Raw genomic sequence first — 24,422 nt, 5'->3', positions numbered from 1 at the left:
TCTGCGGCGCGAAAAGCCGAGCCGCCGACCGACGCCCGAGGGGCAGGAAGGGGGAGCCTTCCTGCGCCGGGTATCAGAGATCGACCTTGCCGGTGTGGAGGCGCATTCGCATGTGGTCGGGCACCTCCTGCCCGGCATCGACGAAGGCCTTGCGCAGCGCATTCATGCTCGGCCCGAAGATGCCGCTGCGGTTCTCCGAGCACCACTCGCGCGACTGGGCCGGCATGGCCAGCGAGTTCTGGAAATGCGGCATGACCCAGCGGGCGAAGAGCTTCGTAGCTCCGCATGGTGTCTTCCCGGTTCGCCCATTCATGCGCGCGGAACAGCACGCCGCCGGCCCCGCCCTCGGTGTATTCCAGCAGCCGCTCGATGCCCTTGACGATGGTCTCGGGGCTGCCCACCAGGGTGGTGCCGGCCTTCAGCCCGTCGCCGAGCGGGTTCTCCGAGCGCATCGGCGGCCGGCCGAGGGTTTCCGAGAAGTAGGACAGCGTCTCGATCCGCTCGCCGCGAGCGAGCAGTCGCGCGGAAGGCGCGCTCGTCCTCCTCGGCGCAATGCATGTTGACGACCAGCCGCCAGCCGTCGCGCTTGAACTGCTTGCCGTGCTTCGCCGCCTCGGCCTCGCCCTGCCGCCAGTAATCCGCAAGCTTGGCATTGCCGCCGGGCAGGCCGGCGCCGAGCGAGGAGCAGGCCGACGCCGTACTTGCCGGCCGCCAGCACGCCGGAAGGCGTGGTGGCCGAGGCCACCGCGATCGGGAAATGCGGGTAGGTGTAAGGGGCCAGGTGCAGCCGCGCCTGGTTCAGCTCGAACCAGTCGGTCTTCATCGTCACGGGCTCCTGGCAGGCCAGCAGCCGGGTGATGGCGTCGAGCTGACTCGTCCATCATCCGCCGCTGATCCTCGGCCTTGATGCCCATCATGTAGGCGTCCGAGACCAGCGCGCCCGGGCCGCAGCCGAGCATCGCCCGGCCGCGCGTCATGTGGTCCAGTTGGACGAAGCGCTGCGCCACCAGGAAGGGATGGTGGTAGGGCAGGCTCGTCACGCCCGAGCCCAGCATGATGTGCTTGGTGCGTTCCGCCGCGGCGCCGATGAAGATCTCCGGGGAGGCGATGATCTCCCAGCCCGCCGAATGGTGCTCGCCGATCCAGGCCTCGTCGTAGCCCAGGGTATCGAGCCAGGAGATCAGCTCGAGGTCGCGGCCCAGCGCCAGCGTCGGGTTGTCCCCGACCCGGTGGAAGGGGCGAGGAAGATGCCGAAGCGCAAGCCGGCATGGGCCATGGGATGGGTGCCTTTCCTGGAGCGGTTTGGTGTTTCCGTTAGCAGGCTAAGGACGTCTTCCGGCCGCGGTCAACCGGACGACTGACCACGGCCCATGCGCCCGTGCTGCGCCCGCGCACCGCGGCGCCGGCCGCGGGCTGTCATGGTTCCGTCACGCCAGGAGCCGCCGGTCCCGGCGGGACCAGGCCCGCACCCCGCCTCGGACCCTGCCGTCGCGGCGCGGGTGCGGCTCTGGCTGGCGGCAGCGGCGCCAGGCGGTGGTGCTGCGCCAGGTCGACCAGCGGCTTTGCGAAGATGCCGGGCTGCCGGTCGACCCGTCCCTGTCGAGCCTGTCCAGGGGCCGCCCGCGGGTGCTCCGCTTCCCCGGCGCGCCGGGCCGGGCGCTACCGCGCCGCCCGCTGCCGCGTCACCCGCAGCGCCGCCGAGCCGCCCGCCACCCTGAGCCGCGGCCCGCCCTCCGACAGCTTGCCGTCCTCGGCGACCTTCAGGACCGAGATGTCGCGGTCGGTCATGTTGCCGACGAAGAGCGTCCGCCCGTCCGGCGCGAAGGCGGCGCCCTGCGCCCAGGTGCCGACCTGCGCCTCCGCGACGATCGACAGCCGCATCCCCTCCACCTTCAGCAGCTTCACCAGACCGGGCCCGAAGAACGGCGAACTGGCCGGCTTGTTGGAGCCGTTCATCACCGTGACGGCCACGTGCCGCCCGTCCGGGCTGGCGGTGATGCCCTCCGGCGTCTGACCGACGCTGATGGTGTCGACGATGCGGAAGGGCTCCTTCGTCAGGTCCACCAGGCTGACGGTATCCGCATCGCCGGTGCCGCGGCCGATATTGGCCACCACCGCCCAGCGCCCGTCCGGCCCGACCGAGAGCCTCGTAGGGGCGGACCCCGGTGGTGATCTCCCGGTCCAGCTTGGTGACCTTCTCGCCCTCGACCTGCAGCACGTTCAGCATGTGGTCGCCGTTGCGGGTCACCAGGGCGAAGCGGCCGTCCGGGGTGAATCCACATGGCTGAGCTTCGGAGCCGACGGTGCCGACATCGACCTTGCCGGTCGGGGTCACCTGGCCCTGGGCGATGCGGTAGACGCTGACCGTCCCCTCCGCCCGGTTGGCGACCAACGCCAGGGTGCCGGCGCGGTTGATCGAGACGCCGGCCGGCGCGGCGCCGGTCGGCAAGGTCGCCTGCAGCCTCGGCGGGGTGGCGCCGAGGTCGATGACCGCCATGGTGTTGCCGGGCAGCAGCTTGCCCGGCTCGGCCGGGTTGGGCCGCTGGTTGGCGGTGACCAGGGCCAGTTTCTCGTCCGGCGTGATGGCGATGGAGGTGGGCGGGCCGACCACGCTCGCGGCGACGGCGATCTCCGCCCGCAGCGTCGGCGGGCTGGTCGAGAGGTCGAAGACGGCGAGGGTATCGGGCTGCGGCTCGCGCAGGGTTTTCACCACCCCGTTCTCCAGCACCACCTTGTTGTCGTTGGCCGAGAGCAGGAGCTGGGCGCGGGCAGCTCCGGGAACGGCCAGGACCGGCAGGGCGAGGCCGAGCGCGGCGACCCCGGCGAGCAGCAGATGTTTCATGGCGTGCGGCCCATCCCCCGATTGGCCAGCGAGTGTCGGGCGTGGGGGCTGGCTGTCCAGATGGGTGGTTGCGCGGCCGGCGCAGCTTTGCCATCGCCGCGCGGCGTCGGGCGGCGCAGGGCTGCGGCGCCGCTGCCCGCACAGCTGCTGATCAGGGACGGCTCGCTCACCGTCCTGCGCTTCGGCCGGGGTGGCTGCGCGCTGGCCCTGGTGGTGCTGCCGCCCGACCCCGCCCTGCTGGCGGTGGTGCAGTCCGCCTGGGGCCTGAGGCCGGGGGCCTGGGCATCGCCTTCCTCGCGGCCGGGCAGCTGCGTTTCGCGCCGCCGCGGCAACCCGGGCGGGCCGCGCGGCTGGGGCAGGAGATCCGCCGCCGGCTGGGCGGGCCACCGCCGCCATCTCCTTCAGCATCGCGGTCGCCGCCAAGGGCGGCCAGCAGGGATGCCTGGCCGGCCTCGACCTGCGCGGGGTGCTCGACTGGTACGGGCCGCCGCGGGTTCCGGGCCGCGGCCCGTAGGGCCGGGGCGCACGGAGGCGGAACCTTCCTGAGCGCGGCACGACCCTGCAAGCCGGGTGCGCCGGGCTGCGTCCGGCGCTACCCTCGGCCGGATGATCGGCAGCGACCCATGATCGGCAGGAACCCATGATCGGCATCGATTGGGGCACCACCGCCTTCCGCGCCTACCGGCTGGACGAAGGGGCAAGGTCCTCGACAGCCTCGACCGGGCTGCCGGCATCCTGACCATCCCGCCGGGCGGCTTCCCGGCGGCACTGCGGGAGGCCGTCGGCCCCTGGCTGGCTGCGGGCGAGACCCGGATCCTGCTCTGCGGCATGGTCGGCAGCCGGCAGGGCTGGGTGGAGGCGCCCTACCTGCCCTGCCCCGCCGGCCCGGCCGAGATCGCCGCCGCCGTGGTGGCGCTGGACTTCCCCGGCACCGATTGCCGCCTGGTGCCAGGCCTCACCGTCCGCGACGCCGGCGGGGTGCCGGACGTGATGCGGGGCGAGGAAACCAAGCTGATCGCGCTGCTGGCCGAGGCCGGGGCGAAGCCCGCGCTGGTCTGCCTCGCCCGGCACCCACAGCAAATGGGCCCGGATCGCCGGCGGCCGGATCGCCTGCTTCGCCACCCAGATGACCGGCGAGACCCGCGCCGTGCTGCTGCAGCACAGCATCCTCGGCCGGCTGGCCGAGCCCGGTCCCGAGGACGAAGCGGCCTTCCTGCGCGGCGTCCGCCGCGCCGCGGGAGTCCGGCGGGCTGCTGCACCACCTCTTCGGCACCCGCGCGCTCGGCCTGATGGGCGAACTGCCCGCCGCCGGCACCGCCAGCCTACCTCTCCGGCCTGCTGATCGGGCATGAGCTGCAGGCGGTGATGGCGGAAGGCGTGCCGGCCGGACCGATCCAGCTTGCCGGCAGCGAAACCCTGGCCCGGGCCTATGCGCTGGCCTTCACGGCACAGGGGCTGGCCTTCACCCGGCACGCCGACGACATCGTGGCGCGCGGCTTGGCCCGGATCGCGGAGACGATTGCATGGTCCTGACCCATTGGCTCGCCCGCTGCCCGCTGGTCGCCATCCTGCGCGGCCTGACGCCGGAGGAGGCGATTCCGGTCGGCGAGGCGCTGGTCGAGGCCGGCATCGTGGTGCTGGAAGTGCCGCTGAACTCGCCCGAGCCGATCGAAAGCATCCGCCGCCTGGCACGGCATTTCGGTGATCCGCGCCCTGGTCGGCGCCGGCACGGTGATGACCGCGGCGCAGGTCAGCGAGATCGCCGCGGCCGGGGCAGGCTGATGGTGACGCCGCATGCGGACCCCGGCCTGGTCCGCGTCGCGAAGACCCGTGGCCTGCTGGCGGCGCCCGGCTTCTTCACCCCGGCCGAGGCCTTCGCCCTGCTCGCGGCCGGCGCCGACGCGCTGAAGCTCTTCCCGGCCGAGGCGGCCTCCCCGGCCGTGCTGCGGGCGCTGCTGGCGGTGCTGCCGAAGGGCATCGCGGTGCTGCCGGTCGGCGGCATGTCGGCCGAGACGATCGGGCCCTGGCGCGCCGCCGGGGCGCAGGGCTTCGGGATCGGCTCCTCGCTCTACAAGCCGGGCGATTCCGCGGCGACCGTCGCGGCCAAGGCCAAGGCGCTGGTGGACGCCCTGCACGGCGGTTGAACCCGCCCGGTCCATCCGCCATATCGCGTAACGAGGCGGCCGCGCGCCCGGCCGCCCGCCCGTCCAGGAAACAATCAAGATGCACCGTCGTACCGCCCTCGGCCTGGGTACGTCCCTGGGCGCCGCCCTCGCCCTGCCCGCGCTCCGTCCCGCACGGGCGCAGGAGATGACGCTGCGGCTGCACCACTTCCTGCCCGCCGTTTCCAACGTCCACCGCTTCTTCCTGCAGCCCTGGGCGCAGAAGGTCGCGGCCGAGAGCCAGGGCAAGCTGAAGATCCAGATCTTCCCGGCGATGCAGCTCGGCGGCGCACCGCCGCAGCTCTTCGACCAGGCGCGCGACGGCGTCGCCGACATCATCTGGACCCTGCCCGGCAACACCCCGGCCGCTTCCCGAAGGTCGAGGTCTTCGAGCTGCCCTTCGTCTCGCACAAGCGGGCGATCGTGAATTGCCTGGCGATCCAGGAATACGCCGATGCGGTGCTGCAGGACGAGTTCCGCGAGGTGCATCCGCTGTGTGTCTGGGGGCATGGCGAGGGGCTGATCCACAGCCGGAAGCAGGTCACCACGATGGAGGACCTGGCGGGGATGAAGCTGCGCTTCCCCTCCCGGCTGAACGGGGAGGCACTGCGCGCGCTCGGCGCCGCGCCGGTCGGCATGCCGGTGCCGCAGATCCCGGAAGCCATGACCCAGGGCGTCATCGACGGCGCCGTGGTGCCCTGGGAGGTGGTGCCGAGCATCCGCCTGCAGGAGATGGCGAAGTTCCACACCGAGATCCCGGGCAGCCCGACGCTTCTACATCGCCACCTTCATCCTGGCGATGAACAAGGCGAAGTACGAGGGCTGGCGCCCGAGCTCCGCGCGGTGCTGGATGCGAACAGCGGCGCTGCCGCGGCCCGCATGGCCGCCGTCCCCTGGGACGATCGCGGCCCGATCGTCGAGGCCGAGGCGAAGAAGCGTGGCAACATCGTCACCATCATCTCGGAGGCCGAGAAGGCCCGCTGGGTTGAGAAGACCAACCCGGTAGTCGAGGCCTGGGTGGCCGGATCGAAGGAGAAGGGGTTCGACGGCGCGGCGCTGCTGGCCCAGCGCGCGCGCTGGTGGCGAAGCACGGCGCCGGCATCGCCTGAGTGGCGGATGATCCGGCACCGCCGCGCGGCCCTGTCGCGCGGCTGGCCTCCGTCCTGGCGCTGGCGGGCGGCGCGGCGCTGCTGGCGACCGCGTTGCTGACGACCTACAGCGTGGTGCAGCGCTGGATCACCCGCCAGCCGGTGCCCGGCGACTTCGAGCTGGTCTCGCTCGGCGCCGGCCTGTCCGTGATGGGCTTCCTCGCCTATGGCACGGTGATGCGCAGCAACATCCTGGTCGACAGCTTCTCGGGCTGGCTGCCGCGGCGGGTGAACGACTGGATCGACGCCTTCTGGATGCTGGTCTGGGCCGTGGTCGCGGCGGTGCTGGCCGAGCGGCTGACGGTTGGCGCGCGGGAGACGCTTGCGGAGCGGCACCACAACCATGGTGCTCGGCCTGCCGACCTGGTGGGCGATCGGGCTCGGCGCGCTGGCCTTCCGCCGCGACGGCGCTGGCGGCGCTTTACTGGACGCTCCGTTTCAGCCGGGGGCGCGGCTGATGGCGCCAGAATTCCTCCAGGCGGCGCTCGGCTTCGCCGCGCTGCTCGGGCTGATCGCGCTGCGCTGCCCGGTCGGGCTGGCCATGCTGCTGGTCGGCGCCGGCGGGTATCTTTACATCGTCGACCTGGCGACCCTGCTGAACTACCTGAAGACCACGCCCTGGCACCTCTTCGCCAGCTACACTCTCTCGGTCATCCCGCTCTTCATCCTGATGGGCGCGATCGCCGAGCGCGGCGGGCTGGCGCGCGATCTCTTCACCGCCGCCAATGCGCTGATCGGCCACAAGGCCGGCGGCATGGCAATGAGCGTGATCGGCGCCTGCGCCTGCTTCGGCGCGGTCTGCGGCAGCAGCGTGGCGACCACCGCCACCTTCGGCCGCGCCGCGCTGCCGGAACTCCGGCGCTACAGCTACGACCCCGGCCTCTCGACCGGCACCATCGCGGTGGGCGGGACGCTCGGCATCCTGATCCCACCCAGCGTGATCCTGGTGGTCTATGCCATCAGCACCGAGCAGAACATCGCCAAGCTCTTCATGGCGGCGCTGATCCCCGGCCTGCTGGCGACGCTCTTCTACATCCTGGCGCTGGCCGTCCTCGCCCGGCTGCGGCCGGCGCTGATGCCGGCGGCGGCCCGAGTCACCGGCGAGGCGAAGCGGCAGGCGATGCGCAACGTCATCCCCGTGCTGCTGATCGCCGTGGTGGTGGTGGGCGGCATCTATGGCGGCGTCTTCACGCCGACCGAGAGCGCCGCCATCGGCTGCATCGCGACGCTGGCGGTGGGCGGCCTGCGCGGCACCCTCAGCCCGCGCCAGGTGCTCGAGGCGCTGCAGGCCACGGCCGAGACCACGGCGATGATCTTCGTCATCCTGCTGGGCGCCGAGGTGTTCAACGCCTTCCTCGCCCTGACCTCGGCGCCCGAGGCTGCTGGCCGTGTGGATCGGCGAGCAGGGCTGGCCGCCCTATGGCGTCCTGGCGGTGCTGCTGGTCGCCTACATCATCCTCGGCGCGGTGATGGACGAGCTGGCGATGATCCTGCTGACCCTGCCGATCTTCTTCCCCGTCGTCACCGCGCTCGATTTCGGCCTGACCACCGAGGAGACGGCGATCTGGTTCGGCATCCTGGTACTGGTGGTGGTCGGCATCGGCCTGACCGCGCCGCCGATCGGGCTGAACGTCTTCGTGGTGTCCTCGCTGGCGCGGGACGTGCCGATCGCCCGGACCTACCGGGGCGTTGCCCCATTCCTGGCGACGGACCTGCTGCGACTGGCGCTCTGCGTGGCCTTTCCAGGGCTGAGCCTCTGGCTGGTGCGGCTGCTCAGTTGAGGCCGGCGGGCAGGCTCGCCCCCGGCAGGATGCGGAAGCCCGGCCGGGCGAAGAGGTAGCCCTGGAACAGCCCGACGCCCATTTCGCGCAGCGTGGCGTATTCGGCCCGCGTCTCGATCCCCTCGGCCACCACTTGGATGCCGAGTTCCGCGCAGAGCCCGCACCACGCTGGCGATGATCACCCGGCGCGGCCGGTCGATGTCGCAGCCGTGGACCAGCGCCATGTCGAGCTTCACCATGTCCACCCGCAGGTCGGCCAGCAGCGAGAGCCCGGCATTGCCGGCGCCGAAATCGTCGATCGCCAGGGTGAAGCCCATCGCGCGGTAGGTCTCGACGATGGATTGCAGGTGGCGCGGGTCGGTGACCTTCTCGCGCTCGCTCAGCTCGAAGATCAGCAGCTCGGTCGGGAAGCCGATGCGCTTCGCCGCAGCCAGCGTCGACTTCATGCAGGTCATTGGGTTGAGGATGGCATTCGGCAGGATGTTCACCGACAGCTTCGCGCCGCTGGCTGGCAGGCCGAGTCGGCTCGCCTCCTCGATCGCGGCAATGCGGCAGGCCTTGTCCAGCGCATAGACCGCCTCCGGCGCCACCTGGTCGAGCACCCAGGCGGCGCCCTGCCCGTCCGGCCCGCGCACCAGGGCCTCATGCGCCAGGGTGGCGCCGCCGCGGTCGGCATCGAGGATGGGCTGGAAGGCCGTCGCCAGGGCGAAGCCGAGCCCATGCCCGGTGCCGCAGCCCTCGCAGGCGGACACACCCGATCCGGCCGGCCGCCTGGATCCTCCAACCGCCATGGTTACGACTTTCGAACTGCAAGCGGCGGAGGTATGCCTGCGCCGGTGGGCTCTACATGGGGGCCCGGACCCTTGGCCGAAGGCCCATCGCGGCCTTGGCATGCGAAACCGGCCGGGCGTTGACCGCGGCCGGCGCCGGGGGCAAGTCTCGCCGACCTTGAGGGAGGAGAGCCGCCATGGCCGATGCCTATATCTGCGACGCCGTCCGCACCCCGATCGGGCGCTATGCCGGCGGCCTCGCCCCGGTCCGCGCCGACGACCTCGGCGCCATCCCGCTGCGCACGCTGATGGCGCGCAACCCCGGCGTGGATTGGGAGGCGGTGGAGGACGTGATTTACGGCTGCGCCAATCAGGCCGGCGAGGACAACCGCAACGTCGCCCGCATGGCCCTGCTGCTGGCCGGCCTGCCATCCAACATCCCGGGCAGCACGGTGAACCGCCTGTGTGGCTCCGGCATGGACGCCGTCGGCATCGCCGCCCGCGCCATCAAGGCGGGCGAGTGCGACCTGATGCTGGCCGGCGGGGTCGAGAGCATGACCCGCGCCCCCTATGTCCAGGGCAAGCAGGCCGAAGCCTTCGGCCGCGCGCCGGAGATCTACGACACCACGATCGGCTGGCGTTTCGTCAACCCGAAGATGAAGTCGGCCCATGGCGTCGATTCCATGCCGGAGACGGCCGAGAACGTCGCCCAGGACTTCCAGGTTTCCCGCGCCGACCAGGACGCCTTCGCCTGGCGGTCGCAGCAGCGCGCGGGCAAGGCGCAGGCCGCTGGGCGCTTCGCGCAGGAGATCGTCGCGGTCGAGATCCCGCGCCGCAAGGGCGACCCCGTCCGCGTCGAGCATGACGAGCACCCCCGCCCCGACACCACGCTCGAGGCGTTGGCCAAGCTGCCGACACCCTTCCGCAAGGACGGCGGCAGCGTCACCGCCGGCAATGCCTCGGGCGTCAACGACGGGTCCGCGGCGCTGATCGTCGCCTCCGAGGCGGCGGTGAAGAAATACGGGCTGACCCCGCGCGCCCGCGTCGTCGCCGCGGCGACGGCCGGCGTCGCGCCGCGCATCATGGGCTTCGGCCCGGCCCCGGCGACGCGGCGGGTGCTGGAGAAGGCCGGGCTCACGCTCTCCGAGATCGACGTCATCGAGCTTGAACGAGGCCTTCGCGGCGCAGGCGCTGGCCGTCACCCGCGACCTCGGCCTGGCCGACGACGCCGAGCACGTGAACCCGAACGGCGGCGCCATCGCGCTTGGCCACCCGCTCGGCATGTCCGGCGCGCGGCTGGTGATGACCGCGGTGCAGGAGTTGCAGAACCGCCAGGCGCGCTACGCCCTGACCACGATGTGCATCGGCGTCGGCCAGGGCATCGCCATGGTCGTCGAACGGGTCTGACAAAGGAAGGCTGGGGAGAAGGTATTCTCCCCAGGCCCCCTCATCTATTTCTCTGAGTTCGGCAGCCGCCGCGTGGCGCATGCCCGACTCACAAAAAGGAAGGGAGGGGCTTGGGGAGGGAATACCTTTCCCTCCCCAACCTTATCCTCGCAGGGAGCCTCGCCATGTTCTGCCAGATCGGCGACATCGCCATCCACGCCACGGTCGAGGGCCCGGCGCAGGCGCCGGCGGTGCTGCTGCTGCACTCGCTCGGCACCAACCTGCACATGTGGGACCCGCAGGCGGCGGCCCTGGCGCGGCGCTTCCGCGTCATTCGCATGGACATGCGCGGCCATGGGCTGACCGAGGCGACGCCCGGCCCCTACACCATGGCGATGCTGGCAGGCGATGCGCTCGGGCTGCTCGACAGCCTGGGTATCGCCGAGGCGCATGTCGGCGGCGTCTCGATCGGCGGGCATATCGCGCTGCAGATGGCGGCCCGCGCACCGGGCCGCGTCATCTCCCTCATCCCCTGCGACACCGCGCTGGAATTCGGCGGCGGGGCGAACTGGCAGGAGCGCATGGACCTGGTCGCCAAGGGCGGCGTCGCCGCGGTGGCGGATGCGACCATGGGCCGCTGGGTGCTGGATCATTCGCTTGCGACGTCCAAGGGGCTGAAGCGGATGCTGCTCGGCACCGACCCAACGGGCTGGCTCGGCTGTGCCGCGGCGCTGCGCGACACCAGCGCGGCCGATATCGCCGGGAAGATCGCCTGCCCGACCACCATCCTCGTCGGCGACCGCGACCAGTCGACGCCCCTTGCCGCGGCCGAGGCGATCCGCGACGCGATCCCCGGCAGCGCCCTGGTGCTGATCCCCGAGGCCGCGCATATCCCGAATTCTCGAGCAGGAGCACGCGGTGACCCGCGCCGTCCTGCACCACATGGAGCAGGTCACCGCCCTGCCCGCCGCGGCGGGCGGACGCCGGCATGGCGATGCGCAAGCGCGTGCTGGGGAGGCGCATGTCGCGCGCTCGGAGGCTGCGCTGACGGCGATGGACGCGCCCTTCCGCGACTTCATCCTGGAGGGCGTCTGGGGCCGCGTCTGGACCCGGCCAGGCCTGTCCGTGCGCGACCGCAGCCTGCTCTGCCTCGGCATCCTCTCCGCCCCTGCACCACCACGACGAGTTCCGCCTGCATGTCCGCGCCACGCAGAATACCGGCGTGACGCCGGAGGAGATCGCCGAGGTGCTGCTGCAGGTCGCCGCCTATGCCGGCGTACCCAGCGCCAACACCGCGCTGCGGATCGCCAAGGACACCTTGAAAGAGATGCAAGCCTGATGAGCGTCAACCCGGCCGACAGCCCCGTCTTAGGCGCCCTCTACGGCACCGACGCCATGCGCGCGGTGATGGGGGAGCGCGCCTTCCTCGCCCGCATGCTCGAGGTCGAGGCGGCGCTGGCCCGCGCCCAGGCGCGCCTCGGCATCGTGCCGGAGACGGCAGCCCAGGCCATCACCGCCGCCGCGGACGTGGACCGGCTGGACCTGCCGGCCCTGGCCGCAGCCACCCGCAACACCGGCTATCCCGTGGTGGGCTTGGTCAAGCAGCTTTCCGCGCTGGCGGGCGCCGAGGCCGGGCGCTGGACCCATTGGGGCGCCACCACCCAGGACATCATGGACACCGCCGTGGTGTTGCAGGTGCGCGAGGGCCTTGCGCTGGTCGGTGCCGAGCTCGACGCCGTCATCGCCGGCTTTGCCCGCATGGCGCGGGCGCATCGCGGTACGGTCATGGCCGGCCGCACCCACCTGCAGCACGCCCTGCCCGTGACCTTCGGCTACAAGGTCGCCGTCTGGCTCTCGCCGCTCATCACCATGCGGGAGCGCCTGGCGCAACTCCGCCCGCGGGTGGAGAAGCTGGAATCCGGCGGCGCCGCCGGCACCCTTGCCTCGCTCGGCGACCAGGGCTTGGCGGTGCAGGCGGAACTGGCAAGAGAGCTCGGCCTGGCCCAGCCCGACATCCCCTGGCATGTCGCCCGCGACGGGCTGGCCGAGGCGGTGTCCTTCCTCGGTCTGGTCTGCGGCTCGCTGTCCAAGATCGCCACCGACGTGATCCTGCTGATGCAGACGGAAGTGGCAGAGGTCGCCGAGCCGCACCAGGAGGGCCGCGGCGGGTCCTCGACCATGCCGCAGAAGCGCAACCCGATCTCCTGCGAATACATCATCGCCCAGGCGCGCGGCGTGCACGCGCTGGTGCCGCAGATGCTGGCCGCCATGGCGCAGGACCAGGAACGCGGCACCGGCCCCTGGCAGGCCGAGGCGCTGGCCATCGGCCAGGCCTTCACCCTGGCGCATGGCGCGCTCGCCTGCGCCCGGGTCCTTGCCGAGGGGCTGACGGTCGATGCCGCGCGGATGCGGCGGAACCTCGACAGCACCGGCGGGCTGATCGTCGCGGAGGCTGTCATGATGGGCCTCGCCCCGGTGACGGGCCGTGGAGAGGCGCACCATGTCGTCCACCACGCCTGCGACGTCGCGCTGGCCGAGGGCGTCCCGCTGGCCGAGGCGCTGCTGCGCGACACCCAGGTCTCCGGCAAGCTCTCGGCGGAGGAGGTGGCGCGCGCTGACCGACCCGGCCGGCTATCTCGGCGCGGCCGAGGCCTTCGTCGACCGGGTGCTGGCGCGCGCCTGACCTCCCGCGCGGGCGGTGCTACACGATGGACAGGCCCCGCCCCCGGAAGGACCCGCGATGAGGGAAGTTCACGTCGTCGACCACCCGCTGGTGCAGCATAAGCTGACCCTGATGCGGGAGGCCGAGCGCACAACCAAGGGCTTCCGCCAGCTGCTGAACGAGATCGGCATGCTGCTGGCCTATGAGGTCACCCGCGACCTCAAGCTGGAAGATGTCGAGATCGAGACGCCGCTGACCGCCATGAAGGCGCCGAAGCTGGCCGGCAAGAAGCTGGTCTTCGCCCCCATCCTGCGCGCCGGCGTCGGCTTCGTCGACGGCATGCTGGAACTGGTGCCGAGTGCCCGCATCGCGCATATCGGCCTCTACCGCGACCCGAAGACGCTGCAGGCGGTGGAGTACTACTTCAAGGCGCCGCCCGACGTGGCGGAGCGCCTGGTGATCGTGCTGGACCCGATGCTGGCCACCGGCAACAGCGCCGTCGCCGCGATCGACCGGCTGAAGGAACGTGGCTGCCGCGACCTGCGCCTGGTCTGCCTGCTGGCCGCGCCCGAGGGTATCGCGCATGTCCATGGCTCCCACCCCGAGGTGCCGATCTGGACTGCGGCGATCGACAGCCACCTGGACGAGCACGGCTACATCGTCCCCGGGCTCGGCGATGCCGGCGACCGGATGTTCGGTACGAAGTAGCCCGGTTGACGGCCGCCGCGGCCGGGCGCCAGGCTTCCGCCCGTCCAGGACGGGAGGAAAACATGGCCCATACCCAGATCGCGGTGGAGCGGCGCGGCGCCGTCGCCTGGCTGTTCCACGACCGGCCGGAAATGCGCAACGCCGAGAGCAGCGTGCTGCTCGACGAGCTCGACGCCGCGCTGCGCGAGGCCGCGGCGGACGACGAGGTCCGGGTCATCGTCATCGCAGGGAAGGGCGACCACTTCTCCGCCGGGCACGACCTGAAGGAGGGGCAGGAGAAGCGCCAGGGCTTCAGCGTGGAACAGCGCTACGCCTATGAGGAGCGCCGCTACCTCGAATACTCCTTGCGCATCTGGGACTGCCCGAAGCCGACCATCGCCTGCGTCCAGGGCGCCTGCATCGCTGGCGGCTTCATGGTGGCGAACATGTGCGACATGATCGTGGCATCCGAGGACGCCTTCTTCGCCGACCCGGTCTGCAAGACCCTCGCCGCCTCGGCGGTCGAGGTGCTGATGCACCCCTTCGTCATGGGGCTGCGCGCGGCGAAGGAGTTCTTGTTCACCGGCCGCCGCATGGGAGCGACGGAAGCGCTACGGCTCGGCATGGTCAATCGCGTGGTGAAGCGGGCGGAGCTGGAAGCGGCGACGCAGACGCTGGCGGAGGACATCGCCTCGGCCCCGCCCTTCGCCATCAAGCTGACCAAGCGGTCATTGAACCGCGCCGCCGACATGCAGGGCTTCCGCGACGCCATCAACGCGCATTTCGACACGCACCAGCTGTCGCATGTGACGGAGGAGTTCCGCCGGACGCGCGAAGCCGGGCTGGCCGCGGCGATCGCGCGCGGCAAGGCGCAAACCGCGGTGTAGAAGTAGGCCGAGGAGAAGGCATTCTCCCCGGCCCGCTCATTTGTTTCTGGAGGACTGGCAGCCGACCTAGGTCTTCTTCACGCCCCAGAAGACCGGGAAGCCTTTCGAGACGCCCGAGACGTTGGTGCGGTAGGCGGTTGGCTGGATGAACTGGCCGACCGGCACGCTCGGCAGCACCTGCATGGCGCGCAGCTGCAGGTCGCGGCAGATCTTCTGCTGCGCGGCGATGTCCGGCGCGTCGAACCAGGCGTTGCGCAGGTCCTCCAGCGGCTGGTCGACGCACCAGCCCGGCCATGCCGAGGGGTCGTTGCCGTTGCCGCGGGCAGCATAGTGGTTGGACGGGTCCATGTGGTCCGCGCCCTCCCAGCCCGTGTTGAAGCAGGACCAGCCGCCCTGGTCGATCGGCCCCTTGTTGCTGCGCCGCTGCAGCATGGTGCCCCAGTCGGTCGCCACGAAGTCGACATTGATCCCGATCTTCGCCATGGCATCCGCGGCGACCTCGCCGATCGCCTTGAACTGGGCGTAGTCGGTGGCGACCAGCATCGCCACCTTCTGCCCGGCATAGCCGGACTGCTTCAGCAGCTGCTTCGCCTTGTCGTAATTGCGCGGGCCCATCAGCGGCTCGAGCCCCGCCTCGCTCGCCATCGGCGTGTTCGGAGCAGAAGATGCCGTGCGGCACGTGGTACATCGCCGCGTCGTCGCCGACGATCGCCTGCATGAAGTCGGTCTGGCTGAAGGCATACAGCAGCGCCTGCCGTCCCTCCGGCTTGTCGAAGGGCGCCTGCAGATGGTTCAGCCGCATCATGTTGACGGCGCCGGTCGGGTTGATGACCTCCAGCTTGACCTTGCGGTCCTTCTTCAGCAGCGGGATCAGGTCGTGCGTCGGGTTCTCCCACCAATCCTGCTCGCCCTGCAGGATGGCGGCGACCTTGGTCGCGGCATCGGGGATGGTGGTCCATTCGACACGGTCGAAATTCACCACCTTCGGGCCAGCCAGCCAGTCCGCGCGGCCATCCCCGCGCGGGACGTACTTGTCGAACTTCACATAGACGTTGCGCGAGCCGGGGACGCGCTCGGCCGCGACGAAGCGGAACGGGCCGCTGCCGACCATCTCCGTCATCTGCTTGAAAGGGTCGGTATTGGCCAGCCGCTCCGGCATCATCGCCGGCATGGGCGAGCTGACCTTGCCCAGCGCCTCCGGCAGCAGGGGGAAGGGCTTCTTCAGGCGAAAGACGATGCGGCGGTCGTCGGGCGCCGAGAGCTCCTCGGTCGCCGCCATCAGCGCGCCGCCCAGCGCGTCGCGCTTCGACCAGCGGCGGATCGAGGCGACGCAGTCCCGCGCCGTTACACTCTCCCCATCGTGCCACGTCAGGCCGGGGCGCAGCGTCAGGGTCCAGAGCTTGCCGTCATTCTCGACGACATGGCCCTCCACCATCTGCGGCTGCGGCTTGAAGTTGCTGTCCAGGCCATAGAGCGTGTCGAAGACCATCTGGCTATGGCCGCGCGTGACATAGGCCAGGCTGCCATGCGGATCGATGGTGGACAGGTCGATCTGCGGGATGAACCGCATCACCCTGGCGCCCTGGGCGAGGGACAGACGCGGCGCGGCGAGGGCCGCCACCGTGGCCAGCAGGGCACGGCGGGTCGCTTGCGGAGTGGATTGGGTCACGACGCTCTCCTGATCGGGCGGGTGACTGGCGGCTTCCCTGTTGTGGGAAAGGCTAGACGGCCCCAGCGCCCGCGTCACTCCCCGGCCGGCAGCCGCGCCGTGAAGCGCCGCACCGCCGCCAGCACCGCCTCCGGCACTTCGGCCTGCGGCGCATGCCCAACGCCCGGCAGCAGCAGCAGCTCGACCGGGCCCGGCGCCTCCCGCGCGATGGCGTGCAGCTGCGCGGGGGTGCCGTATTCATCCGCCTCGCCCTGGATCGCCAGCACCGGCAGGCGGATGCGCCGCACCTCCGGCAGCAGGTCGAAGCTTGCGGGGAAACTAGGGTCCAGCCAGGCGCCGGCCCAGCCATGGAAGGCGATGTCGGGGTCGCGGTGGTGCCGTGCCAGCCGGGTGCGCAGATCGCCCGTCGCGTAGCGCGCCTGCATCGCGGCGACGCCGGCGAGGCCGATGGGTTCGGTGAAGACATGCGGCGCCACCACCACCACGCCTTGCAGCCGCGCATCGGCGCAGGCGCCGGCATGGAGGGCGGCGATGGAGGCGCCGTCGGAATGCCCGAACAGGATGAAGCGGCGCAGCCTGGCCGCGTCGAGCACGCGCGGCAGCAGCTCCGTCGCCTCCCGCCGGAGGTAGTCGAGCGGGCGCGGCAGGGCAACCGGGTCGGACTGGCCATAGCCGAAGCGCGACCAGGCGAAGACGCCCCGGCCGGTTGCCGCGGCGAGCCGTGCCGGGAAGTCCCGCCACAGCCCGAGGCTGCCGAGCCCTTCATGCAGCAGGACGATGCTCGGCGTCGCCTCCGGCTCCGGGCCCCACCAGCCGGTCTCGAGGCGCCCTTCCTCCAGCCGGATCTCGCCTGGCCGCATGCGGGCGGCGCCGCCGGGGGCGCCTTGGGCGCGGGTCCGGTCATGCCTGTTCTCCTCGACGCCGCGCAGGATAGGCCGGGCCGCCCGCCCGATCCACGCGCCGGGCCTTGCCGGTCCGCCGCCGGCATGGTTCGTCCCCGGGGCCCGTCTCGCGGGCACGATCGGGGGGCCATGACCGGGCAGACCGAAGCGCCGCTCTTCGCACCGGCGCGGATGGAGCGCATCGCGCTGCCAGCCGGCGGCTGGCTGCTGCGCTCGCGCGAGCCGCTCGCCGCCCATGCGCCGCGTATCGTCGACCGGCTCTGGCACTGGGAGGCTACAACGCCCGGCCGGGCCTTCCTGAGGAACGCAGCCCGGATGGTGGCTGGCGCGGCGTGACCTACAGGCAGGCCGCGGCGCAGGTGCGGGCGCTCGGCGCCGCGCTGCTGGCGCGCGGCCTGGGGCCTGGGCGTCCGGTGGCGCTGCTCTCCGGCAATCTCGGTGCGGCACGCGCTGCTGGCCTATGCGGCGCAGGCGGTCGGCGTGCCCTGCGCCGCAGTCTCCACCCCTATGCGCTGCAGAGCGGTGACCTCGGCAAGCTGCGGCACATCCTTCGCAGGCTCCGCCCCGGGCTGCTCTTCGCCGAGGATGCCGCGCCCTTCGCCCACGCCCTGGCCGTCGAGGAGGCACAGGGGATCGAGGTGCTTTCGGCCCTCGGCTGGAACGCGCTGATGGCGGAGCCGGTCACGGCAGCGGTGCATGCGGCGATCGAAGGCGTCGATCCCGATGGACTTGGAAAAATCCTGTTCACCTCGGGCTCGACCGGCGTGCCGAAGGGCGTGCCGGCGACCCACCGGATGCTGGCGGCGAACCAGCAGCAGCTGGCCCAGGCTTGGCCCTTCCTAGACCGGGAACCGCCGGTGCTGCTGGACTGGCTGCCCTGGAGCCATGTCTTCGGCGGCAGCCAGAACCTCAACCTGGTGCTTCGCTGCGGCGGCACGCTGTGGATCGACGAGGGCCGGCCGCTGCCGGGTGCCTTCGACCGGACGCTGGCCAATCTGCGGGAGGTCGCGCCGACGCTGCGCTTCGACGTGCCGCGTGGCTTGGCCCTGCTGCTGCCGGCGCTGGAGGCGGATGCCGCGCTGGCCAGGGGCTTCTTCAGCCGGCTGCGGCTGGTCTTCAGCGCCGGCGCGGCGCTGCCCGAGGCGCAGTTCCGTCGGCTGCAGGCGCTTGCGGCGCGGCATGCGCCGCGGCCGGTGCCGGTGGTCTCCGGCTGGGGGCTGACCGAGACCGCGCCGGCCGCGACCAACGCGCAGCGGGTGGACGCCGCGCCGGGCGGCATCGGCACGCCGCTGCCAGGGGTCGAGCTCAAGCTGCTGCCGGCCGAGGGCAAGACCGAGGTGCGGGTGCGCGGGCCGAATGTCTTCCACGGCTACCTGGAGGACGCGGCGGCGACCGCAGCGGCCTTCGACGCGGAGGGCTTCTTCCGCACCGGGGATGCCGTCGCCTGGATGGACGCGGCCGATCCGGATCAGGGGCTGCGCTTCGACGGCCGGCTGGCGGAGGATTTCAAGCTCTCCTCCGGCACGCGGATCAATGCGGCGGAGCTGCGGCTGCGGGCGCTGGGAGCGCTCGGCAGGCTCGCGCGGGACGTGGTGGTGGTGGGCGCCGACCGGGACGATGTCGGCCTGCTGGTCTTCCCGGCCGACCCGGCGGTGGCGGGGGAACAGGTGCGGCAGGCGATCCGGGCGATGAATGCGGCCGCGGGAGGCGGTTCCTCCCGCCGGGTGGCGCGTGCCATGCTGCTGGCCGAGCCTCCCTCGCTGGATGCGGGGAGGTCACGGACAAGGGCTCGCTGAACGCGCGGGCGATCCAGGCGCGGCGGGCTGATCTGCTCGCGCGCCTGTACGACAACGAGGATCGGGAGGTGATAACGCCATGAACGTCGCACTCAACGCCGCCGCGCCGGACTGGACCCGCTACGCCGACGCCGCGCTGGTGGAGCGCTTCGCCGATGCCACGCTGGTGGCCGGGGCGCGGACCCCCTTCGTCGACCTCAACGGCGCGCTGGCGCTGATCTCGCCGACCGATCTCGGCATTCATGCGGCGCGGGCGGCGATCGCGCGCGCGGGGATCGACCCGGCGCGGATCGGCGTGACGGTCGCCGGCAACTGCACCCAGGCGAGCTTCGACAGCCTGTTCTTCGCCCGGCATATCGGGTTGTACGCAGGAATGCCCGACGACCGGCCGGCGCATGGCGTGCAGCGGCTCTGCACCACGGGGTTCGAGGCGATCGCGCAAGGCGCACGGGCGACCAGCACCGGTCAGGTGGAGGCGGCGCTCTGCGTCGGTACCGAAAGCATGAGCCGGGCGCCGGTGGCGTCCTATACCTCGCGCGGCGGCTTCGGGCTGGGCCAGGTGGAGTTCAAGGACTTCCTCTGGGAGGCGCTCTACGACACCGGCTGCGCCACCGCTATGGGCGGCACGGCGGAGAACCTGGCGCGGCTGCACGGGGTCAGCCGGGAGGAGACCGACGCCTATGCGGCGGAGAGCTTCGTCCGCGCGCTGGCAGCCCAGGCGGCCGGGCGCTTTGCCGCGGAGATCGCCCCGGTGGTCGAGGCGGTCTTCGAGGGCAAGGGGCTGACGCCGCGTAAGCTGTCGCTGCCGCGGAAGGTCGCAGAGGTCGCGGCTGATACGCATATCCGGCCGACGCCGATCGAGGCGCTGGCGAAGCTGAAGCCGGTCTTCGGTGGGGTGCAGACCGGCGGCAACAGCAGCGCGATCGTCGATGGTGCGGCGGCGGTGGTGCTGACGACGCGGGCGCTCGCGGCCAGGCTTGGCGGCGATATGGCGCTCGGGCGCGTGGTGGCGGCGGCTGCGGCCGGCGTGCCGGCGGAGGTAATGGGGATCGGCCCGGTGCCGGCGGCCGTGGCGCTGCTGCGTGCCTGCGGCCTGGGGGTTGAGGATATCGATCTCTTTGAGATCAACGAGGCCTTCGGCGCGCAGGCCGAGGCGGTGCGGCGGGCGCTTGGCGTGCCGCGCGACCGGTTCAACGTGAATGGCGGGGCGATCGCCTTCGGGCACCCGCTGGCGGCAACCGGGGTGCGCTGCGTGCTGTCGGTGATGATGGAGTTGAAGCGGCGCGGGCTGACGCGCGGCATCGCCGGGCCTGCGCCGGCGGCGGTCAGGGGATGGCGGTGCTGGTGGAGGTCGATTGAGCGGCTTCACCCGGGCGATCCGCGTGCATTGGGGCGATTGCGACCCGGCGCGGATCGTCTTCCACCCGAACTTCATCCGCTGGATGGATGAGGGCTTCACCGAGATGGCGCTGGCGCGGGGCATCGACTTTGCCGAGTTGCAGCGGGCGGATCCGCATTTCCGCGGCGCGCCGCTGGTGGATGTGCGGTGCAGCTTCCGCGCGCCGGCACGCTATGGCGAGGTGATAACGCAGGAGGTGGCACCGCTGGTCTTCGGCGGCCGCAGCTTCAGTGTCGCGCATCGCTTCCTGTTGCCCGATGGCAACCTGGCAGCGGCGGGCGAGCAGGTGAGGATCTGGGGCCGCGAGGTGGCCGGCGTGTTGCGTGCGGTGACGATGCCGGAGGCGATCGCGGCCAGATTTGCAGGCTGACCTGGACGCAAGAAAAGGCGCTGGCCCGTGTGGGTCAGCGCCTTGCGTTTGGATGCGGGGACAGGATTTGAACCTGTGACCTTCAGGTTATGAGCCTGACGAGCTACCGGGCTGCTCCACCCCGCGTGGGTGAGTATGTTGAGAGGTGAATGGTGAGGATCCGGCTGGGTGGCCCGGCGGCGACCGACTCTCCCGTTGCTTGAGCAACAGTACCATGGGCGCTGAGGTGTTTCACGGCCGAGTTCGGGATGGGATCGGGTGTATCAACCTTGCGATGACCACTCGGGCCACCCGGCCGGATCCTTGGGGGGAATGGAAGTGCGTGTTGGGCAAGGCGCGGCTTGGTGCTGCGTGCGGTGCCGTCTTTGTGGGACGGCGTTGCGTTGCGGTGTGATGGGAGTTCTATCGGGCGATTAGGACCGCTCGGCTGCACCGGTTACCCGGCTTCCACCTGCGGCCTATCAACGTGCTGGTCTGGCACGGCCCTCGAGGGAGCACCTCGTTTAGAGGGGGTTTCCTGCTTAGATGCCTTCAGCAGTTATCCCGTCCGCACTTAGCTACCCAGCGATGCTCCTGGCGGAACAACTGGTACACCAGAGGTACGTCCATCCCGGTCCTCTCGTACTAGGGACAGATCCTCGCAAGTCTCCTACACCCACGGCAGATAGGGACCGAACTGTCTCACGACGTTCTAAACCCAGCTCACGTACCGCTTTAATCGGCGAACAGCCGAACCCTTGGGACCTGCTCCAGCCCCGGGATGCGATGAGCCGACATCGAGGTGCCAAACCTCCCCGTCGATGTGGACTCTTGGGGGAGATCAGCCTGTTATCCCTAGAGTACCTTTTATCCGTTGAGCGATGGCCCTTCCACGCGGGACCACCGGATCACTAAGGCCGACTTTCGTCTCTGTTCGCGCTGTCGCGCTCACAGTCAGGCGGGCTTATGCCTTTGCACTCAACAGCCGATGTCCGACCGGCTTGAGCCCACCATCGCGCGCCTCCGTTACCATTTGGGAGGCGACCGCCCCAGTCAAACTGCCCACCACGCAGGGTCCTGGCCCCGGCTTACGGGGCTCAGTTAGACGCCAGAAAGGCACAGGGTGGTATTTCAAGGTTGGCTCCACCAAGGCTGGCGCCCCGGCTTCGATGCCTCCCACCTATCCTACACAGTCCCTTCCTGGCGCCACTGCGAAGTTGCAGTAAAGGTTCATAGGGTCTTTCCGTCTGACCGCGGGTACCCCGCATCTTCACGGGGAGTTCAATTTCGCTGAGCCGATGCTGGAGACAGTGGGGAGGTCGTTACGCCATTCGTGCAGGTCGGAACTTACCCGACAAGGAATTTCGCTACCTTAGGACCGTTATAGTTACGGCCGCCGTTTACCGGGGCTTCGGTTCGATGCTTGCACATCTCCCCTTAACCTTCCGGCACCGGGCAGGCGTCAGACCCTATACGTCATCTCTCGATTTCGCAGAGCCCTGTGTTTTTACTAAACAGTCGCCACCCCCTGGTTTGTGTCACCCCACCCTGCTTGCGCAGAGAAGGGTCTCGCTTATCCCGAAGTTACGCGAGCAATTTGCCTAGTTCCTTCAGCATCGTTCTCTCAAGCGCCTTGGTATACTCTACCAGTCCACCTGTGTCGGTTTCGGGTACGGTCCATATGCCAGAGCTATTTCCCGAGCCGATCCAACTGCCACCCCAATCCGATAAGGGATAACAGAACTTCACGGCTGTCACTTCTGGCGGGCCCAGGAATCTTGACCTGGTTTCCATCGGCTACGGCTGTCGCCCTCGCCTTAGGGGCCGACTCACCCTGCGCGGATTAACCTTGCGCAGGAACCCTTGGACTTTCGGCGAGCGGGTTTCTCACCCGCTTTGTCGCTACTCATGTCCGCATTCGCACTTCCCATACCTCCACGGGCCCTCGCGGGTCCCGCTTCGCAGGCTTAGGGAACGCTCCGCTACCACGCACTTTCGTGCATCCACAGCTTCGGCAGATGGCTTGAGCCCCGTTACATTTTCGCCGCGGGACAGCTATTAGACCAGTGAGCTATTACGCTTTCTTTAAAGGATGGCTGCTTCTAAGCCAACCTCCTGGTTGTTATGGCCGTCCTACATGCTTTCCCACTTAGCCATCATTTGGGGGCCTTAGCTGGTGGTCTGGGCTGTTTCCCTCTCGACAACGGACCTTAGCACCCGCTGTCTGTCTGCCGCCCTGTACTCGCCGGCATTCGGAGTTCGGTAGGGTTTGGTAGGACTTTGGGTCCCCCTAGCCCTTCCGGTGCTCTACCTCCGGCGGTAATCGAGCGACGATCTACCTCAATAGATTTCGCGGAGAACCAGCTATTTCCGAGTTTGATTGGCCTTTCACCCCTAGCCACAGCTCATCCCCGACTTTTTCAACAGGCGTGGGTTCGGCCCTCCAGTGCGTGTTACCGCACCTTCAGCCTGGCCATGGCTAGATCACTCGGTTTCGGGTCTTCTACCGGCAACTCGACGCCCTGTTCGGACTCGCTTTCGCTGCGCCTACACCTCTCGGCTTAAGCTTGCTGCCAACAGAAACTCGCGGACCCATTATACAAAAGGTACGCCGTCACCCTTGCGGGCTCCGACTGCTTGTAGGCGCTCGGTTTCAGGTCTCTTTCACTCCCCTCGTCGGGGTGCTTTTCACCTTTCCCTCACGGTACTTGTGCACTATCGGTCGCCAAGGAGTATTTAGGCTTGGAGGGTGGTCCCCCCATGTTCAGACAGGGTTTCACGTGCCCCGCCCTACTCAAGGATCGCCACAAGCCATACGCCTACGGGGCTATCACCCACTCTGGCCGGCCTTTCCAGACCGTTTGGCTTAACTTGCAGCAACCACTGGCCTGCTCCGCTTTCGCTCGCCACTACTCGCGGAATCTCACTTGATGTCTTTTCCTCCAGGTACTGAGATGTTTCAGTTCCCCGGGTTCGCCTCCCACACCTATGTATTCAGTGCGGGATCTCCCTAAGGAGGGGTTTCCCCATTCGGACATCCGCGGATCAACGATCGCTCGCATCTCCCCGCGGCTTTTCGCAGCGTGCCACGTCCTTCATCGCCTCTTGGCGCCAAGGCATCCACCGAACGCCCTTGTCTCACTCACCATCCAATCACCACAACGCCCGCACGCAGTACCAAACCGCGCATCAAGCCCATGACGCATAGACAGCAAGCTCACGCTTACCAACTACACTTCCATTCCCAGATTCACCTGTCAAAGATCGCCCGCCAGGGCCAGGTCCGTAGACCCGACACCACGTGCGGCGGTTTTGGAAGCACGCACCCCCTCGAGGCCCAAGGGCCGAGGCGCAACTCCGTCGGACTGAACTGCGCCTGCCGCGGCCATGCCGCGGCTGACCACCGCAGAGCGATGGCGACCGGCTCAGGTCAGTCTCCGGCGGATTTCCCACTCTCGGCGCAGCCGAGAGCGAAAATGGAGGCAAACGGATTCGAACCGATGACCCCCTGCTTGCAAAGCAGGTGCTCTACCAGCTGAGCTATGCCCCCGCAGTACCGCACCCCGCAGATCCCACAGGACCCGACAGGCTGCATGCTGCATCATGCCTGCCGCGGCAGTGCCGCGACTTGCCTGCGCGCTTACGCGCCCCGGCAACCGGCTTACAGCACCCTCCGGGGGATTTCTCATCCGGCGCAGCCGGATGAAAAATGGGCCAGGGAGGACTTGAACCTCCGACCCCACGCTTATCAAGCGTGTGCTCTAACCAACTGAGCTACTGGCCCCCAGGCCCCAGCATGCGCCAGGGCTTGATGAGCCCAATAGCCAGCCAGGGCCGGATCACGGAATGGAAGAAGGATGCGCGGACGGCGCCGACCTCGAAAGGCCAGGCTGCCGCGCGGGATCTTCCCAATGGCCAGCAAGGCTGGCCGGGCGCGATGGTGAATGGATCAGGATGCGCCAGGTACCGAACCCTCCATCCG

At 69.9% G+C, this 24,422-nt stretch carries 21 protein-coding genes, 3 tRNA genes, 2 rRNA genes and 6 pseudogenes; 19 read left to right on the top strand and 13 right to left on the bottom strand.

Going from position 1 to position 24,422, the window contains the following annotated elements; all coding sequences use genetic code 11:
- Positions 1–73: 73 nt before the first annotated feature.
- The 4 genes and pseudogenes from ACQ86J_RS30425 to ACQ86J_RS30410 form a co-directional block, all read right to left on the bottom strand.
- Entirely contained in the window at positions 74–313 is a 240-nt protein-coding gene (locus ACQ86J_RS30425; protein ID WP_431268432.1) for a hypothetical protein, read from the bottom strand.
- A 105-nt stretch (positions 314–418) separates the two neighbouring features.
- Positions 419–829 carry a hypothetical protein gene (locus ACQ86J_RS30420; protein ID WP_431268431.1) on the bottom strand — a complete coding sequence of 137 codons (411 nt, stop codon included), beginning with the start codon at positions 827–829 and terminating at the stop codon, positions 419–421.
- Positions 830–926: 97 nt separating this feature from the next.
- Positions 927–1,163, bottom strand: a pseudogene (locus tag ACQ86J_RS30415) (LLM class flavin-dependent oxidoreductase); the annotation flags it as partial.
- A gap of 182 nt (positions 1,164–1,345) precedes the next feature.
- Positions 1,346–2,842: a YncE family protein gene (locus ACQ86J_RS30410; RefSeq protein WP_431268430.1), complete on the bottom strand. Its 1,497-nt coding sequence runs from the start codon at positions 2,840–2,842 to the stop codon at positions 1,346–1,348.
- A 654-nt stretch (positions 2,843–3,496) separates the two neighbouring features.
- On the opposite strand from ACQ86J_RS30410, the pseudogene ACQ86J_RS30405 reads away from it, so the two are divergent.
- From ACQ86J_RS30405 to ACQ86J_RS30365, 9 genes and pseudogenes are all read left to right on the top strand, one after another.
- Positions 3,497–3,844 (top strand): annotated as a pseudogene (locus ACQ86J_RS30405) (2-dehydro-3-deoxygalactonokinase); the annotation flags it as partial.
- An 88-nt stretch (positions 3,845–3,932) separates the two neighbouring features.
- Positions 3,933–4,184: a 2-dehydro-3-deoxygalactonokinase gene (locus tag ACQ86J_RS30400; RefSeq protein WP_431272588.1), complete on the top strand. Its 252-nt coding sequence runs from the start codon at positions 3,933–3,935 to the stop codon at positions 4,182–4,184.
- 20 nt (positions 4,185–4,204) lie between these two features.
- The gene (locus ACQ86J_RS30395; protein WP_431268429.1) at positions 4,205–4,375 is read left to right on the top strand and encodes a hypothetical protein; all 171 of its coding nucleotides are present in this window, start codon (positions 4,205–4,207) and stop codon (positions 4,373–4,375) included.
- The gene (locus ACQ86J_RS30390) at positions 4,366–4,986 is read left to right on the top strand and encodes a 2-dehydro-3-deoxy-6-phosphogalactonate aldolase (RefSeq protein WP_431268428.1); all 621 of its coding nucleotides are present in this window, start codon (positions 4,366–4,368) and stop codon (positions 4,984–4,986) included. Before ACQ86J_RS30395 ends, ACQ86J_RS30390 begins: the two co-directional genes overlap by 10 nt.
- A 79-nt stretch (positions 4,987–5,065) precedes the next feature.
- On the top strand, positions 5,066–5,431 hold the full coding sequence (locus tag ACQ86J_RS30385) for a hypothetical protein (RefSeq protein WP_431268427.1): 366 nt from the start codon (positions 5,066–5,068) through the stop codon (positions 5,429–5,431).
- On the top strand, positions 5,428–6,213 hold the full coding sequence (locus tag ACQ86J_RS30380) for a hypothetical protein (RefSeq protein ID WP_431268426.1): 786 nt from the start codon (positions 5,428–5,430) through the stop codon (positions 6,211–6,213). Before ACQ86J_RS30385 ends, ACQ86J_RS30380 begins: the two co-directional genes overlap by 4 nt.
- Positions 6,114–6,395, top strand: a pseudogene (locus ACQ86J_RS30375) (TRAP transporter small permease); the annotation flags it as partial. The gene ACQ86J_RS30380 and the pseudogene ACQ86J_RS30375, both read left to right, overlap by 100 nt.
- Positions 6,396–6,495: 100 nt before the next feature.
- Positions 6,496–7,473, top strand: a pseudogene (locus ACQ86J_RS30370) (TRAP transporter large permease); the annotation flags it as partial.
- Between the two features lie 67 nt (positions 7,474–7,540).
- Entirely contained in the window at positions 7,541–7,933 is a 393-nt protein-coding gene (locus tag ACQ86J_RS30365) for a TRAP transporter large permease subunit (protein WP_431268425.1), read from the top strand.
- On the opposite strand, the gene ACQ86J_RS30360 is transcribed toward ACQ86J_RS30365, so the two are convergent.
- Positions 7,926–8,063 (bottom strand): EAL domain-containing protein, encoded by a 138-nt coding sequence (locus tag ACQ86J_RS30360; protein WP_431272587.1) that lies wholly within the window; start codon positions 8,061–8,063, stop codon positions 7,926–7,928. The two genes, ACQ86J_RS30365 and ACQ86J_RS30360, sit on opposite strands and share 8 nt — an antisense overlap.
- A gap of 94 nt (positions 8,064–8,157) precedes the next feature.
- Positions 8,158–8,724: pseudogene (locus ACQ86J_RS30355) on the bottom strand (EAL domain-containing protein); the annotation flags it as partial.
- 176 nt (positions 8,725–8,900) lie between these two features.
- Here ACQ86J_RS30355 and ACQ86J_RS30350 point away from each other — a divergent pair.
- The 6 genes from ACQ86J_RS30350 (at position 8,901) to ACQ86J_RS30325 (ending at position 14,325) form a co-directional block, all read left to right on the top strand.
- Entirely contained in the window at positions 8,901–10,166 is a 1,266-nt protein-coding gene (locus ACQ86J_RS30350) for an acetyl-CoA C-acyltransferase (RefSeq protein ID WP_431268424.1), read from the top strand.
- Positions 10,167–10,274: 108 nt separating this feature from the next.
- The gene (locus tag ACQ86J_RS30345) at positions 10,275–11,315 is read left to right on the top strand and encodes an alpha/beta fold hydrolase (protein WP_431268423.1); all 1,041 of its coding nucleotides are present in this window, start codon (positions 10,275–10,277) and stop codon (positions 11,313–11,315) included.
- Positions 11,312–11,428: a carboxymuconolactone decarboxylase family protein gene (locus tag ACQ86J_RS30340; RefSeq protein ID WP_431268422.1), complete on the top strand. Its 117-nt coding sequence runs from the start codon at positions 11,312–11,314 to the stop codon at positions 11,426–11,428. Before ACQ86J_RS30345 ends, ACQ86J_RS30340 begins: the two co-directional genes overlap by 4 nt.
- On the top strand, positions 11,428–12,873 hold the full coding sequence (gene pcaB / locus ACQ86J_RS30335; RefSeq protein WP_431268421.1) for a 3-carboxy-cis,cis-muconate cycloisomerase: 1,446 nt from the start codon (positions 11,428–11,430) through the stop codon (positions 12,871–12,873). Before ACQ86J_RS30340 ends, pcaB begins: the two co-directional genes overlap by 1 nt.
- A complete protein-coding gene (gene upp, locus ACQ86J_RS30330; RefSeq protein ID WP_431268420.1) occupies positions 12,830–13,459 on the top strand; it encodes a uracil phosphoribosyltransferase in 630 nt (209 codons plus the stop codon). Before pcaB ends, upp begins: the two co-directional genes overlap by 44 nt.
- Positions 13,460–13,521: 62 nt before the next feature.
- Entirely contained in the window at positions 13,522–14,325 is an 804-nt protein-coding gene (locus ACQ86J_RS30325; RefSeq protein WP_431268419.1) for an enoyl-CoA hydratase, read from the top strand.
- Between the two features lie 66 nt (positions 14,326–14,391).
- Here ACQ86J_RS30325 and ACQ86J_RS30320 read toward each other — a convergent pair.
- Together ACQ86J_RS30320 and ACQ86J_RS30315 are read right to left on the bottom strand one after the other, a co-directional pair.
- Positions 14,392–15,994: pseudogene (locus ACQ86J_RS30320) on the bottom strand (ABC transporter substrate-binding protein).
- 74 nt (positions 15,995–16,068) lie between these two features.
- Positions 16,069–16,854, bottom strand: a complete 786-nt coding sequence (locus ACQ86J_RS30315; protein WP_431268418.1) for an alpha/beta fold hydrolase — start codon at positions 16,852–16,854, stop codon at positions 16,069–16,071.
- 171 nt (positions 16,855–17,025) lie between these two features.
- On the opposite strand from ACQ86J_RS30315, the gene ACQ86J_RS30310 reads away from it, so the two are divergent.
- The 4 genes from ACQ86J_RS30310 (at position 17,026) to ACQ86J_RS30295 (ending at position 20,461) form a co-directional block, all read left to right on the top strand.
- Positions 17,026–17,232 (top strand): hypothetical protein, encoded by a 207-nt coding sequence (locus ACQ86J_RS30310; protein ID WP_431268417.1) that lies wholly within the window; start codon positions 17,026–17,028, stop codon positions 17,230–17,232.
- A complete protein-coding gene (locus ACQ86J_RS30305; protein WP_431268416.1) occupies positions 17,229–18,692 on the top strand; it encodes an AMP-binding protein in 1,464 nt (487 codons plus the stop codon). Before ACQ86J_RS30310 ends, ACQ86J_RS30305 begins: the two co-directional genes overlap by 4 nt.
- 79 nt (positions 18,693–18,771) lie before the next feature.
- The gene (locus ACQ86J_RS30300; protein ID WP_431268415.1) at positions 18,772–20,142 is read left to right on the top strand and encodes a thiolase family protein; all 1,371 of its coding nucleotides are present in this window, start codon (positions 18,772–18,774) and stop codon (positions 20,140–20,142) included.
- The gene (locus ACQ86J_RS30295) at positions 20,135–20,461 is read left to right on the top strand and encodes an acyl-CoA thioesterase (protein ID WP_431272586.1); all 327 of its coding nucleotides are present in this window, start codon (positions 20,135–20,137) and stop codon (positions 20,459–20,461) included. Before ACQ86J_RS30300 ends, ACQ86J_RS30295 begins: the two co-directional genes overlap by 8 nt.
- Positions 20,462–20,510: 49 nt before the next feature.
- Here the strand turns inward: ACQ86J_RS30295 and ACQ86J_RS30290 are convergent.
- The 5 genes from ACQ86J_RS30290 to ACQ86J_RS30270 form a co-directional block, all read right to left on the bottom strand.
- A tRNA-Met gene (locus ACQ86J_RS30290) sits at positions 20,511–20,587 on the bottom strand.
- 45 nt (positions 20,588–20,632) lie between these two features.
- A 5S ribosomal RNA gene (rrf, locus tag ACQ86J_RS30285) occupies positions 20,633–20,747 on the bottom strand.
- 106 nt (positions 20,748–20,853) lie between these two features.
- Positions 20,854–23,587 (bottom strand): 23S ribosomal RNA (locus tag ACQ86J_RS30280).
- Positions 23,588–23,917: 330 nt separating this feature from the next.
- Positions 23,918–23,990, bottom strand: a tRNA-Ala gene (locus tag ACQ86J_RS30275).
- Between the two features lie 160 nt (positions 23,991–24,150).
- Positions 24,151–24,224, bottom strand: a tRNA-Ile gene (locus ACQ86J_RS30270).
- Positions 24,225–24,422: the final 198 nt, after the last annotated feature.

It is taken from the genome of Dankookia sp. P2 (assembly GCF_050632255.1).
In the GTDB taxonomy this organism is placed as follows: domain Bacteria; phylum Pseudomonadota; class Alphaproteobacteria; order Acetobacterales; family Acetobacteraceae; genus Paracraurococcus.
Note: the sequence above shows the minus strand (reverse complement) of the source record. Positions and strands in the feature narration are given on the sequence as shown.

Coding starts and splice junctions, on each gene's coding strand:
- ACQ86J_RS30350 (WP_431268424.1), top strand. CDS start 8,901: ATGGCCGATGCCTATATCTGCGACGCCGTCCGCACCCCGATCGGGCGC.
- ACQ86J_RS30345 (WP_431268423.1), top strand. CDS start 10,275: ATGTTCTGCCAGATCGGCGACATCGCCATCCACGCCACGGTCGAGGGC.
- ACQ86J_RS30325 (WP_431268419.1), top strand. CDS start 13,522: ATGGCCCATACCCAGATCGCGGTGGAGCGGCGCGGCGCCGTCGCCTGG.
- ACQ86J_RS30310 (WP_431268417.1), top strand. CDS start 17,026: ATGACCGGGCAGACCGAAGCGCCGCTCTTCGCACCGGCGCGGATGGAG.
- ACQ86J_RS30315 (WP_431268418.1), bottom strand. CDS start 16,854: ATGCGGCCAGGCGAGATCCGGCTGGAGGAAGGGCGCCTCGAGACCGGC.
- ACQ86J_RS30425 (WP_431268432.1), bottom strand. CDS start 313: ATGAATGGGCGAACCGGGAAGACACCATGCGGAGCTACGAAGCTCTTC.
- ACQ86J_RS30385 (WP_431268427.1), top strand. CDS start 5,066: ATGCACCGTCGTACCGCCCTCGGCCTGGGTACGTCCCTGGGCGCCGCC.
- ACQ86J_RS30390 (WP_431268428.1), top strand. CDS start 4,366: ATGGTCCTGACCCATTGGCTCGCCCGCTGCCCGCTGGTCGCCATCCTG.
- upp (WP_431268420.1), top strand. CDS start 12,830: ATGAGGGAAGTTCACGTCGTCGACCACCCGCTGGTGCAGCATAAGCTG.
- ACQ86J_RS30410 (WP_431268430.1), bottom strand. CDS start 2,842: ATGAAACATCTGCTGCTCGCCGGGGTCGCCGCGCTCGGCCTCGCCCTG.
- ACQ86J_RS30295 (WP_431272586.1), top strand. CDS start 20,135: ATGGATGAGGGCTTCACCGAGATGGCGCTGGCGCGGGGCATCGACTTT.
- pcaB (WP_431268421.1), top strand. CDS start 11,428: ATGAGCGTCAACCCGGCCGACAGCCCCGTCTTAGGCGCCCTCTACGGC.
- ACQ86J_RS30300 (WP_431268415.1), top strand. CDS start 18,772: ATGAACGTCGCACTCAACGCCGCCGCGCCGGACTGGACCCGCTACGCC.